Below are 12962 nucleotides of genomic sequence, written 5' to 3'. Positions count from 1 at the left end.
CCCGCACCGCAGGCCCAGTACCAGGGTGCGTAAGTAAGAGGGGTTGCTTATCCCCTGACTCAGTGGCGTGATAGGCATCCGATCAAAACCACCTCAGGGGTCGTTGTATGCCACTCACTACGTTGGTTCACCGTGCCAGTTTGCCAAGCCCACAGATCAGCGCCGAGCAGGCGTTGGTGCTGTTGCGCTTGAATTACGGACTCAGCGGTGACCTGCGACCCCTTGGCAGCAACCAGGACCTCAACTACCGCGTAGACAGCGAGCGCGGGCGCTTTGTGCTGAAAATTTGCCATGGCGACTACGCCGTCCAGGAGCTCCAGGCCCAACACGCAGCTCTCAAGCAGTTGGCCGGACACGGCGTGGTGAAGGTGCCGCGGGTGATTACCGCCAGTAACGGCCAGGACCTGCTGACATTGGACGTCGACGGCCAAGCGGTTCACATGCGACTGCTTGAGTACATCGATGGTGAGTCCGTCACGCAGCTCAAGCACTTGCCGCCTGAGCTGGTGACCGGCCTGGGCCGCCTGTGCGCGGAAATGGACTTGGCCCTGGCGACGTTCGACCACCCAGGCCTGGAGCGCACGCTGCAATGGGACGCTCGCCACGCCCCTGCCCTGGTCGATCACCTGTTGCCGGTCATCGACGACGATCAACGGCGACAACTGATCGCCGAGGTTGCGCAACAGGCCGAGCGGCGCTTGCAGCCGCTCAAGGCCAGCCTGCCGGTGCAGGCGATCCACATGGACATCACTGATGACAACGTGGTCTGGCAGCGCGATGCCCAGCGCCAATGGCAATTGCAGGGCGTCATCGATTTCGGCGACCTGATCCGCACCTGGCGCATCACTGACTTGTCGGTGACGTGCGCGGCCCTGCTGCACCACGCCGACGGCGACCCGTTCTTCATCTTGCCGGCGATCAAGGCCTACCAGGCGGTCAACCCCTTGCAACGCGAAGAACTGTTGGCGCTGTGGCCACTGATCGTGGCGCGCGCCGCGGTACTGGTGCTCAGCGGTGAGCAGCAGGTTTCCATCGACCCGGACAACCAATACAGCCGCGACAACCTGGCCCATGAGTGGGAGATTTTCCGGGTCGCCCACTCGGTGCCCTTCGAGCTGATGGAAGCGGCGATTCTCACCGCCGTCGGCCACAGCCTGCCGCCCATCGCCAGCGAAGGCTTTGCGCCGTTGTTGCCGACCCTGGTGGGGAGTGAGTTCGCGCTGATTGACCTGGGTGTACTGAGCCCGCATTTCGAGGCCGGCAATTGGGAGCAGCCGGGGATCGACCAGCGCCTGCTGAGCGAGGCCGCGGGCGTTCATGGCCTGGCCGCCAGTCGCTATGGGCAGTACCGGTTATCCCGCACGAGGCCGGACAGCCCCGTCGAACCCGATACTTATCCACTGCACGTGGAGTTGAGCGTTCCTCGGGGGACGCCGCTCGAATCCCCGTTCGCTGGGGTCGTGCACAAGGCGGCCGACGGTCTGTTGCAGCTGGACAGTGCGCAGTTGAGCGTGCGGCTGTGGGGCGTGACGTCGCCGCTGCATTCCGGCGCGGCACTGGTCAAGGGGCAGGTGCTGGGCGAAGTGACGGGGCCGTTGCGGGTTCAGTTGTGCCGTGGTGCCCAAGTGAATCCACCGCTGTTCTGCACGCCCTCCAGGGCACTGGCCTGGCAGGCGCTATGCCCTTCGCCGGCGGTGCTGCTGGGGCTGGCTTGCGATGCCGAGCCGGAGATCGATCCCGAGGTGCTGCTGGCCCGTCGCGATGCGAGCTTTGCCCGTTCGCAGAAGCACTATTACGTCGATCCGCCGCGTATCGAGCGCGGCTGGCGCAATCACCTGATCGACATGCAGGGCCGCTCCTACCTGGACATGCTCAACAATGTCGCGGTGCTGGGCCACGGCCATCCACGCATGGCGGCAGTGGCTGCCCGGCAGTGGTCGCTGCTCAATACCAACTCGCGTTTCCACTATGCGGCGATCGCCGAATTTTCCGAACGCTTGCTGGCGTTGGCGCCGTCCAACATGGACCGGGTGTTCCTGGTCAACAGTGGCACCGAGGCCAACGACCTGGCGATCCGCCTGGCCTGGGCCTACAGCGGCGGGCGGGACATGCTCAGCGTATTGGAGGCCTATCACGGCTGGTCGGTGGCGGCCGATGCGGTCTCGACGTCCATCGCCGACAACCCCCAGGCCCTGAGCAGCCGCCCGGACTGGGTGCATCCGGTGACCGCACCGAACACCTATCGCGGCGAATTCCGTGGCGCCGACACTGCGCCAGACTACGTGCGCAGCGTCGAACACAACCTGGCGAAAATCGCCGAAAACAAGCGCCAACTCGCCGGCTTCATCTGCGAACCGGTGTACGGCAACGCTGGTGGGATCGCGCTGCCGCCCGGTTACCTGAAGCAGGTCTACGCGATGGTGCGCGAGCGCGGTGGGGTCTGCATCGCCGACGAAGTACAGGTCGGTTACGGGCGCATGGGCGAGTTTTTCTGGGGCTTTGAAGAACAAGGCGTGGTGCCGGACATCATCACCATGGCCAAGGGCATGGGCAACGGCCAGCCGTTGGGTGCGGTCATTACCCGCCGGGAGATCGCCGAGGCGCTGGAAGCCGAGGGGTATTTCTTTTCGTCGGCCGGAGGCAGCCCGGTCAGTTGCCAGATCGGCATGGCGGTGCTGGATGTCATGGAAGAAGAGAATCTCTGGGAAAACGCCCGGGTGGTGGGCGGGCACTTCAAGGCGCGGCTGGAGGCCTTGATCGACCGCTATCCATTGGTCGGCGCGGTGCATGGCTCCGGGTTCTACCTGGGCGTGGAACTGATCCGCGACCGCGACACGTTGGAACCGGCCACTGAAGAAACCACGGCGCTGTGCAACCGCCTGCGCGCGTTGGGGATTTTCATGCAGCCGACCGGCGATTACCTGAACATCCTCAAGATCAAGCCGCCGATGGTCACCACGCGCCAGAGCGTGGATTTCTTCGTCGATATCCTGGTGAAGGTCTTGGACGAAGGGCTGTAACTAATCTGGAACGCCAAGCTGTTCCCCTTAGTGGGAGTGAGCTTGCTCACGATGGACGGTGCCCAAGCCAATATTGATTTGGCTGACTCGCCGCTATCGCGAGCAAGCTCGCTCCCACAGGGTTTGGCACAAACTTTATGAAATCGATTTTTGTCGGTTTTTTTCGCCATTTTTTGATGGTGCTTAGTTTTTCTGGCTTTATTAGTCGATATTTATCGTTTATAAAGTTGCCACTGCCCATCGCCCAGGAGACGACCCATGACAACGTTGCACAGCACTCCCCGCGCGGATGGTTTCCACATGCCTGCCGAGTGGGCGACCCAGACCCAGGTCTGGATGATCTGGCCTGAGCGCCCGGACAACTGGCGCTTGGGCGGCAAGTCCGCGCAGGCGGCCCACGTAGCCGTCGCCAAGGCCATCGCCCGTTTTGAACCGGTGACCGTGGCGGTGTCTGCGGCCCAATACGAAAATGCCCGGGCGCGTCTCGACGTGCCGAATATCCGCCTGGTGGAAATGTCCAGCGACGACGCCTGGGTTCGCGACACAGGGCCGACGTTCGTCATCAATGACAACGGCGAAGTGCGCGGTGTCGATTGGGATTTCAACGCCTGGGGCGGTTTCGACGGTGGCCTGTATGCGCCGTGGAACCGTGATGCGCAAGTGGCCGGCAAGATCCTCGAGATCGAGCGCAGCCCGCGTTATCGCACCGAAGGTTTTGTGCTCGAGGGCGGCTCGATCCACGTGGATGGTGAAGGCACCCTGATCACCACCGAAGAGTGCCTGCTCAACCGCAATCGCAACCCGCACTTGAGCCGCGAAGAGATCGAGGCGGTGCTCAGCGCGCAGTTGGCGGTGGACAAGATCATCTGGCTGCCGGACGGGCTGTTCAATGACGAAACCGACGGCCATGTGGATAACTTCTGCTGCTACGTGCGGCCAGGTGAAGTGCTGCTTGCCTGGACCGACGACCCGCAAGACCCGAACTACACCCGCTGCCACGCGGCGATGAACGTGCTGCAAAACAGCACTGACGCCAAGGGACGCCCGTTCACAGTGCACAAAATGCCGATTCCGGGGCCGTTGTACGCCACCGAGGAAGAATGTGCCGGCGTCGATGCGGTGGAAGGTTCCCAGGAGCGCAACCCAACCGTGCGGCTGGCCGGTTCCTATGTGAACTTCCTGATCGTCAACGGCGGCATCATCGCCCCAAGTTTTGACGATCCGCTGGACGCACCGGCCAGGGATATCCTGCAGAACCTGTTCCCGCAGCACGAAGTGGTCATGGTGCCAGGGCGCGAACTGTTACTGGGGGGCGGCAATATCCATTGCCTTACTCAACAGCAACCTGCACCGCGGGCAAAATGAGTGGCGATGTAACAGCTGGGTGATATCGAACGCGTCGGCTCTAGGTCGGCGGTTTTGGATCCACCCTGGCAAGCCCGCGGCCCGATTGGCGCGCGGGTTTTTTTGTGCCTGTTTATTGGCGTGGCGGATACATTGGCATAGCTCTTGTATCTGTGCTTCGGCAGTTCTGGGGAGAGAACTGAGTTGTTTTGTCATAAACCTTGGATAAATTGGCCGCTCATCAACCAGGAGAGGGCGCTGGAATGAATATGACAAGCGAGCGCACATGCCATCCCTTGGCCGTTAATGGTGAGTCGCTTCAAGCCTTGGCGCAGTGGTTGAAGTCCAACGGAACGCGTCAGATCAGAGAACCTGATCCGCGCCGGATGATCGTTGAGCGTTACCCCGCTGGCCTGTTCAGCGAGGCGGAGCTGGAAGCGTTGTGGGATGTGATGCAAGGATAGAATTCGACGGATTGATAAAAAGCGCTGGCCGGGATGGCAGCGCTTTTTTTGTGTCCGCTGGCTTTCGAATTCACGCAAATCCCTGTGGGAGCGAGCTTGCTCGCGATAGCGGTGGATCAACAACACTGCTGTTGACTGACACACTGCCATCGCGAGCAAGCTCGCTCCCACAAGGGGTGGTGTTCAAATTCAGTGGGCATTCGACCGATCCGCGAAATAGATTGAAAGCCATTCCGGCGTTTTTCCGCAGCTCTCCCGAGGCTACCCTGCTGTCATCGAATCCTGACGGCTAGCGGAGTTCCCATGACCACCCTTCACTACATCTACGACCCTCTGTGCGGCTGGTGCTACGGCGCCAAGCCGCTGGTGCAGGCCGCCCGGACCGTTTTGCCGGTCACTGCCCATGGCGGCGGCATGATGACCGGTGCCAATCGCCAGCAGGTTTCGCCGCAATTGCGCAATTACGTGATGCCCCACGACCGGCGCATCGCCGAATATTCCGGGCAGCCATTTGGCGAGGCCTATTTCGAAGGTTTGCTGCGTGATCACAGCGCCGTGTTCGATTCGGCGCCGCCGACCGCCGCCATCCTCGCTGCCGAACAGCTCGGCGGCCACGGCCTGGAATTGCTCGGGCGCCTGCAAACCGCGCACTACGTCGAAGGCCGGCGCATCGCTGACGAAGCCGTCCTGCTGGAGCTCGCTCAATCCATTGGCCTGCCGGCCCAGGCGTTCCTGGCGGCGTTGCGCGCGGTTGACGTGCAGGCCCATATCAAGGCCAGTCGTACCTTTCTGGCCCAGGTCGGCGGCCAGGGTTTCCCGACCTTTGCCCTGGAGCAGGACGGCCAGTTCATGCTGATCGACATCGGCCCTTGGCTCGGCAAACCCGAGGCATTCGCCCAATGGCTGACGCAAGCCTTGTCGGAGCAGGCCTCTACGCCATCGGCGGCCTGCGGTCTGGATGGTTGTTCGTTTTGATCGATTCTTAGATGTTTTTCGCCTAATTACAGACGATTCACGAAATTGACACACCGTTGAGGGCGCGACTAGGATTCGTCCTACGCCTGTGGCTAACAGCCATGACTCTTAAATAATAAAAAGGCCCGACACGATCATTCGTGGGCGGGCCTTTTCATTATTTTCAGGAGCAAGAGTCCGAAAAAGAGCGCAAAAGCGCCATTTCGGTTGCCCGCCGCAGTGCGTATCAACCCGTACAAGGAAAATAATCATGTTGAACAAGCGCATTAGTTTGATCGCACTGGGGATCTTGAGCACGACACACGCCATGGCCAACGACCAGGCTGAGTCCAAAGGGTTCGTTGAAGACAGCAGCTTGAAAGTGCTGTTGCGCAACGCTTATATCAACCGCGACTACAAAGATGGCAACGAAGACAAGGCCGAATGGGGCCAGGCGGCCATAGGTACCTTCTCGTCCGGTTTCACCCAGGGCACCGTGGGCGTAGGTGTGGATGCGTTCGGCCTGTACGCGCTGCGTCTGGACGGCGGTAAAGGCCGCAGCGGTGCGGGTGGCATCGACTTCTTCAAGCAAGGCGACAGCGGCAACGCGGCCGATGACCTGTCCAAGTTCGGCGCAGCGGTCAAGTTCCGGGTCTCCAACACCGTGCTGGCCTACGGCGACCAGATGCCGGCTCTGCCGGTGCTCAGCTACGACAACTCGCGCCTGCTGCCGGAAAGCTACACCGGTACGCTGATCACCTCCAAGGAGATCAAGGGCCTGGAACTCAATGCTGGCCGTTTCACCGCCGAATCGCGCAAGAGCGCTGAAGGCCGCGACAGCGGTGGCCTGAAGTCGATCAACGTCTTGGGCGGCAGCTATCAGTTCACCGAGCAGTTCAAGGCTTCGCTCTACGCCTCGGATGTCGAGGACGTATTGAAGAAGCAATACGTGAACGCCAACTATGTGTTCCCGCTGGCCAAGGATCAGTCCCTGACCCTGGATTTCAACGGCTATCGCACCAAGCTGGATAACAGCTACGTTCGTGAAAACAACGTCACCGGCGATGACAACAAGATCTGGAGCCTGGCTGCCACCTTCGCCACGGGCCCGCACAGTTTCACGCTCGCCCATCAGCGCAGCACCGGCGACAGCAACCTGGGTTATGCCTACGGCGGCTATCAGCGCGAGCAGAATCGGGTGGGTGATGGTGGTAACACGATCTACCTGGCCAACTCCTACTGGTCCGACTTCAACGCTGAAGACGAACGCAGCTGGCAGTTGGGCTATGGCCTGGACTTCACCACCTTCGGCGTGCCGGGCCTGACCTATAACGTCGCTTATGTGCGTGGCGACAACATCACCACCTCTACCAGCGAAGGCGGTACCGAGCGCGAGATATTCAACCAGTTCAAGTACGTGGTCCAGAGCGGCCCGGCCAAGGACTTGAGCGTAAGGTTGCGCAGTTCCGTGCTGCGGGTGTCGCAGAAGTCCAGCGAGTACAACGTCAGCGGCAATGAGCTGCGGGTGTTCGTGGATTACCCGATCAACGTCTTCTGATGCCTGATCGCGTTGTAAGTGGATAAACCGTGGCGAGGGGGCTTGCTCCCTCGCCATGCCTGAAGTGAATAGCGTTGCGGCCTCAAACTCGGGTGCTTTTGGCTTTTAGCGCAAAAAACAAGGCTGGAACCGCCTGTTTTCCCGAGCAAAAGTCGTACTAATGCAGCTTTATCCGCCGTTTCAAGCACCGCTTGAAATGCCTCAAATACTTTCTCATGGACGTAAATCCTGCACCTACTAGATTAGGCCGCTCAATGCAGCGGAGACCTATGAAAAATGATCGTTCTGAACAGGGAAGTGGGCGAAGCGCTAAGACGTGACAAATACGTCAACGTTCGCGGTGGGGACTTCAACCTCTACGGTCATTTCGGCGATTTTGTCCGGCTGACCAAAAGCTGGGAAAACATGGAGCCCGACAGTTACTACGGCCAGGCCGAGTCAGGCATGCGTTTTCGCCGCTACAGCGACTTCGAATACAACCCTACGACCCGTGAGCTCACGCAGCTCGAACACCGGGCCTACATTCAGTCCAAGGCCAACAACAGCTATGTCGGTGGACTGGAGCGACACTTCCAGGACTTCTCCAACGAAGTGATCAATTCGCCGGTGATGCGCAGCCTGATCGACACGGACTTCGAGGTTTACAAGAACGTCCTGCCACAGGAACTGCACGATGAAATCTGGCAGTGCCAGATCCATCAGATCCGCATCGAGATCAAGCCGGGCAAACAACTGGAAATCACCCCCGAAGGGATTCACTGCGACGGCTATCCGTTCAGCGGCGTGCACTTCTGGGGCCGTCAGAATGTGGCGGGTGCGGAAAGCCGCCTGTACAGCGCCCAGGAAGAACAGCTGGCGGCGACGACCTACGAGGACATCCTCGACACCACGTTCTTCCTTGATCGTGACATGCGCCATTACGTGACCCCGGCGCGCAACACCCATAGCCATGACATGGCGTACCGGCAGATCCTGGCCATCTCCTTCTCGCGGCCCGGGACCGCTTTCGACATTGTTCGCTGAACGGCTCGAACCCATGGACGAGCCGGCGCAGCAGGTCCTGTTGCGCCGGACCATGGTCCGGGACGCCGAGCGACTGGAGCGGTTTTTTCGCGGTTTCGACGAAGTGTCGTTCTGCGAGTGGCAGGACGCGCGATTCTTGCGCGGTGTGTTATTGCAGGAAACCACCACCGCCTACCTGGCCATCGATGCGAGCGGTGAAGTGGTGGGCGCGGTGATCGGCGGCATGCTCGGTACCCGTGGCACCATCAATCACTTGGCGGTCAGCCCGCAGCATCGCACCAAAGGCCTGGGCCAGCGCCTGGTCGAAGCCGCATCGGCTGACATGAAGCGGGTCGGTGTGCTGCGCATGTTCCTTTTCGTCGACGATGCTAATCTGGCCGGCAAGCGCTTCTGGGCTGCCCAGGGCTTCTGTGAGCCCCGGGGTGAAATCACCTTCGAGAGGGATTTATGAACAAGACTTCCAGCCAGCCGCTGGCGGTCGAACCACAAGCCTCGCGTACCTTTGCTGAAGCCAGTCCGGTGGTAGCGGGTTATTTCACGGTTTCGTTTGTGTTCGGTCTGATGGCGGTCAACGCCGGGTTGCCCCTGTGGTTGCCGGTAGCGATGTGCCTGTTCGTTTACGCAGGCGCTTCGCAATTCGCGGCGCTGGCGTTGATTTCCAGCGGCGCGTCGCTGACCACCATCGTGCTCACCACGTTCCTGATCAATGCCCGGCACATGCTGATGTCGGTCTACATGGCCAAGGCCCTGCGTGCGCTGGGGCTCAGTCGTTTCGAGCGCTGGTGCTACGCGGCGGGGCTGACGGACGAGTCGTTCGCGTTCCACAGCGTCAAGCTCGGTAGCGGGGCGCCGGTGAGCGTGCGCTACCTGGTCGGCTTCAACCTGTTCTGCCACACATCCTGGGTGCTCGGTGGCTTGCTGGGCGCCGTGTGTGCGCAGTACGCGGCGCACCTCATCAAATACCAGCTCGACTATGCCCTGACGGCGATGATGCTCTATGTGCTGGTTTCGTTGTGCAACACCCGCAACAAGTTGATCGCAGCCCTGGCGGCTGTCGTCTGCATGGGCGGGCTGAGCCTGCTGGGCAGCTCGCCGTTCAATGTCTTCATTGCCACGTTCGTTGGCTGCGGGGTGGGTGTATGCCTGACCAAACGTTCCTGATTCTGGTCGTGGTCCTGATGATGGCCGTGACCTTCCTGCCACGCGCCCTGCCGCTGCAGATCAATACCGAACACTGGCCGCCCTTCGTCGCCCGCGCCCTGGAATACCTGCCAGTGGCGATCGTCGCTGCCATCAGCCTGACTCCCTTGTTGATCAAGGATCAGCGGATACAACTCGACCGCCCTGAGTTTTATGCCGCGATTCCGACGCTGTTATGTGCGTATTTCAGCCGCAACCTGTTTCTCAGTGTGGCGGTGGGCACGGCGGCGTACATCGCGCTCGGTTCGTTCCTGTAGCGTCAGGCCCACCACATCGTGCAGTGCCTGGCCGGACAACTCCGGATTGTTCACCGCCAGGCGGACCTCAAGGAAGTCCTCGAAATCCGGGAAAATCGCCAGGCCGTTGCGCAGCGCGGCTTCCCGGGACACCAGCCCCAAGCCATCGAGCTGAGTGATCAACGACAACGTCAGCGTCTCACTGCAGGAATACACCATGCGCTGGCTCGAGCCGTATTCGCCCAGGCCGGCGTCGAGAAAGCGCAGGAAACTGTGGGAATACGGACATTCTTCTGCCGGACGCACCTGAAACTTGTCACCGAGCAGGCCAAGGGAATCGTCTGCGTCGCCACAATGGGCGCCAACCACCCGCACCTGCACATCGGGCATGGTGATGCTGGTAAAACCGCCCTGCTGCTGGCCGATCAGGATCGCCAGGTCAAAATCTTCATTCCTGAGCTTGCTCAGGTTCTCCATCGACTCTGCGTAGCTGAATTCCAGCTGATACTGGGGGAACACAGCGATCAACCGGTCGATCATTCGCCGGTTGAACTCCGCCGGCAGGGTGGTATTGAGCGCCACTCTGAGCGTGCGCTGTCGCGGGGTCTTGAGCGCCGCGACTTTCTCCTCCAACTGCCGGGTGGCAACCAGCACCTGATCCATGAAGGGGGTCAGTTCCGAGCCTTGGCTCGTCAACGTCAGGCCCTTGTTCGAGCGCCGGAACAACCGGAAACCGAACTGTTCCTCGACCTTGTTCAACTGCGCCGCCAACGCCTGCACCGTGAGGCACGAATGCTCGGCCGCTGCCGACAACGAGCCGGTCTGCACGATACGCATGAGGTTGCGTAGGGTTCTGCTATCCATGAGGTAATGCCCTCTGCTTAAGTGGGCTCGCTATTGTTGTGCACCTGGTCCGGGCCAGGCAGTGCATGCTGGCTATCATCATGCACCTTGCCACGGTTGTCGCGATTTTGTGCCGAAAAGCGCCGGGAGGCGATGGTTGGAGCTTATGCGGGATTTGGGGATTCTGCCCAGTCGGTGCTGGCCGGGATCAGTTAGCAGGGTCATAGGTGGGCTGTCTTGCGAAAAATCCTGCGTGAGTCTCGGAACACTCCCAACATCATGGCTGATCGCTCTGATATCCGTCCTTGGAAACTCAGGTTGAAATACGCCCCTTAATACAGGCGATGCCAAACCTGCCGTTATCCATGCAAGGCCGCTTATCCACCTGACGTTGACCCATGGCGGCAATCCCACCACAATGTTTTTGAGGTAGCGCCAATGTAGCTACAAATTTAGCGATGAGGTTTATTTCATGGGTGCATTATTAAAAACCACCGACGTGCGTTGCCGCATTGATGAGGACTTGAAGGCTCGTGCCACCGAGGTTTTGAACGCCTGCGGATTGAGTGTTAGCGACGCGATGCGTCTTTTCCTGCGCCAGGTTGTTGAGACTCAGGGGCTTCCATTCGAGATACGAGTGCCTTCGGACAAGACCGCCCGGGCCATGATTGAGGCACGGGATATCCGTCAACGATTCAACTCGATAGACGACATGCTGAGAGAGGCTGATGGCGAAACCGGGAGAAAAGCAAAAACGCGCTGAATTGCCGAAGCAATGTGCATATACGTCTGAATTCAAAAAGTCCTGGGAGCGTTACAAACGGGCAGGGCGGCGCGATATGAATGAAGTGCGTCATGTGATGGTCATGCTTTTTTTGGGTGAGCAGTTACCGAGCGAATACATGGATCATGCCTTGACTGGTAACTGGGTTGGATTTCGAGAGTGCCATATTGGCGGTGACTTTCTGTTGATTTATGAGCATTCACGCCCGGACCTGGTTACGTTTGTTGACTTGGGAAGTCATGCCGAATTGTTCAAATAGGGGATCTGTCGAGTCCACTTGTGAATAAAAACTTAAAAATAATCCACATCTGTACTATCCTCTAGGCACCACCCCGCGACAAAGGAGCCCAAACCCATGGCGACTTCCTCCATTACCCTCAACGCACAGCAACAATTGGATTCCCCGGATGCGGGTCGAGTCGCGTTGAAGTTTTTCTTCAACCTCATGGCGCTCTGGGGCTGCAGCGTCGAGCAGCAGCGAACATTGCTGGGCAAGGTGGGGAACACGACCTTCTACAAATACAAACAATTGCCGGAAAACGTGAAGCTGCCTCGCGATACGCTCGAGCGCATTTCCTACCTCATGGGTATTCACAAGGCGTTGAGCATCATCTTCAGCAACAGCCGGGACCGTGCTTATCAATGGGTCAGCAGCCCGAACACCGCGGCACCGTTCAACGGCCAGTCGGCGCTGTCCTACATGCTGACAGGGCGGGTGGTGGACATCGCCGATGTGCGGCGATACCTCGACGGAGTGCGCGGTTAATGGTGCCACCACTGGCGGACCCGCAATGGAAACGGGCCTATCGGATCGTCAACAGCAGCTTCCCGCCGATTTCGCTGTTTGAAGACGTACTCGACCCGGAAGACCTGCCCACGGCCTACGCTCTGGAAGCGTTGACCAACGATCGGCTGATGGAACAAGCCGGCGTGCTGTCCCGGGTACGCCCCGAAGACCGCATTTCCGGGCCCGGCTCCTCGCCGGTGATGGCGGCGTTTACCCACATCGGCAAAAGCAGCCGCTTCAGCGACGGCACCTTCGGTGTCTACTACGCGGCCAGCAGCCAGGAAGCCGCCATCGCCGAGACCTGCTATCACCAGGCGCGATTCCTTGGCGCGACCAACGAGCCGGACCTGGAGTTGACCATGCGCACCTACGTCAACAAGGTCGTCAAACCCCTGCACGACATCCGCCACGACTACCCCCACCTCCACAACCCGGACCCTACCGCCTACGGCCCGTCCCAAGTGTTTGCCCGGCAGCTGCGTGAAACCCTGTCCTGGGGGCTGCTGTACAACAGCGTCCGCCTGCCCGGCCACGAATGCGTGGCCGCGTTTCGCCCGCCGGCGGTTTCGATTCCGACGCAGGGCAAGCACATTCGGTACGTCTGGAGTGCCCAGAAGCGGGAGATTTCGTTTGTGTTTGAGGTGAGCGAGGTGTGAGTCAGGTTTCTACGGTGTTTTATGGCTGGGCAATAATTATTGCCCGGCCATAATTTTCAACAATTCGTGATTATTGAAATCAGAGGTTGCCAC

The 12962-nt window shown here is 59.9% G+C and carries 14 protein-coding genes; 13 read left to right on the top strand and 1 reads right to left on the bottom strand.

Annotated features, from left to right (window positions below; all coding sequences use genetic code 11):
• Positions 1-107 precede the first annotated feature (107 nt).
• From AB4O22_RS25105 to AB4O22_RS25065, 9 genes are all read left to right on the top strand, one after another.
• Positions 108-3020, top strand: coding sequence for an aminotransferase (locus AB4O22_RS25105; RefSeq protein WP_223471114.1), 2913 nt, complete (start codon positions 108-110; stop codon positions 3018-3020).
• 258 nt (positions 3021-3278) lie between these two features.
• Entirely contained in the window at positions 3279-4385 is a 1107-nt protein-coding gene (gene aguA / locus AB4O22_RS25100) for an agmatine deiminase (protein WP_460097389.1), read from the top strand.
• A gap of 242 nt (positions 4386-4627) precedes the next feature.
• A complete protein-coding gene (locus AB4O22_RS25095; protein WP_057449186.1) occupies positions 4628-4828 on the top strand; it encodes a hypothetical protein in 201 nt (66 codons plus the stop codon).
• Between the two features lie 303 nt (positions 4829-5131).
• A complete protein-coding gene (locus AB4O22_RS25090) occupies positions 5132-5803 on the top strand; it encodes a DsbA family protein (protein ID WP_460097387.1) in 672 nt (223 codons plus the stop codon).
• Between the two features lie 250 nt (positions 5804-6053).
• Positions 6054-7340 (top strand): OprD family porin, encoded by a 1287-nt coding sequence (locus AB4O22_RS25085; protein ID WP_003196762.1) that lies wholly within the window; start codon positions 6054-6056, stop codon positions 7338-7340.
• A 276-nt stretch (positions 7341-7616) separates the two neighbouring features.
• Positions 7617-8363, top strand: coding sequence for a 2OG-Fe dioxygenase family protein (locus tag AB4O22_RS25080; protein WP_003196764.1), 747 nt, complete (start codon positions 7617-7619; stop codon positions 8361-8363).
• A gap of 13 nt (positions 8364-8376) precedes the next feature.
• Positions 8377-8814: a GNAT family N-acetyltransferase gene (locus AB4O22_RS25075; protein ID WP_460097386.1), complete on the top strand. Its 438-nt coding sequence runs from the start codon at positions 8377-8379 to the stop codon at positions 8812-8814.
• Positions 8811-9524: an AzlC family ABC transporter permease gene (locus tag AB4O22_RS25070; protein WP_003196767.1), complete on the top strand. Its 714-nt coding sequence runs from the start codon at positions 8811-8813 to the stop codon at positions 9522-9524. The genes AB4O22_RS25075 and AB4O22_RS25070 overlap by 4 nt, the downstream gene beginning before the upstream one ends.
• Positions 9503-9820, top strand: coding sequence for an AzlD domain-containing protein (locus tag AB4O22_RS25065; protein WP_013692053.1), 318 nt, complete (start codon positions 9503-9505; stop codon positions 9818-9820). The genes AB4O22_RS25070 and AB4O22_RS25065 overlap by 22 nt, the downstream gene beginning before the upstream one ends.
• Here AB4O22_RS25065 and AB4O22_RS25060 read toward each other — a convergent pair.
• On the bottom strand, positions 9737-10663 hold the full coding sequence (locus AB4O22_RS25060; protein WP_460097384.1) for a LysR family transcriptional regulator: 927 nt from the start codon (positions 10661-10663) through the stop codon (positions 9737-9739). The genes AB4O22_RS25065 and AB4O22_RS25060 overlap by 84 nt on opposite strands.
• A 451-nt stretch (positions 10664-11114) precedes the next feature.
• On the opposite strand from AB4O22_RS25060, the gene AB4O22_RS25055 reads away from it, so the two are divergent.
• The 4 genes from AB4O22_RS25055 (at position 11115) to AB4O22_RS25040 (ending at position 12869) form a co-directional block, all read left to right on the top strand.
• Positions 11115-11405, top strand: a complete 291-nt coding sequence (locus AB4O22_RS25055; RefSeq protein WP_041475661.1) for a type II toxin-antitoxin system RelB/DinJ family antitoxin — start codon at positions 11115-11117, stop codon at positions 11403-11405.
• Positions 11371-11685 (top strand): type II toxin-antitoxin system YafQ family toxin, encoded by a 315-nt coding sequence (locus tag AB4O22_RS25050; RefSeq protein ID WP_041475662.1) that lies wholly within the window; start codon positions 11371-11373, stop codon positions 11683-11685. The genes AB4O22_RS25055 and AB4O22_RS25050 overlap by 35 nt, the downstream gene beginning before the upstream one ends.
• Before the next feature lie 96 nt (positions 11686-11781).
• Complete coding sequence (locus tag AB4O22_RS25045) at positions 11782-12192, top strand: MbcA/ParS/Xre antitoxin family protein (RefSeq protein WP_003196771.1); 411 nt, start codon at positions 11782-11784, stop codon at positions 12190-12192.
• Positions 12192-12869 carry an RES family NAD+ phosphorylase gene (locus tag AB4O22_RS25040; RefSeq protein ID WP_003196773.1) on the top strand — a complete coding sequence of 226 codons (678 nt, stop codon included), beginning with the start codon at positions 12192-12194 and terminating at the stop codon, positions 12867-12869. The genes AB4O22_RS25045 and AB4O22_RS25040 overlap by 1 nt, the downstream gene beginning before the upstream one ends.
• The last annotated feature ends 93 nt before the right edge of the window (positions 12870-12962 follow it).

This window comes from Pseudomonas sp. S3_B11 (assembly GCF_054667715.1).
This window is presented reverse-complemented; position numbering and strand designations above follow the sequence as displayed.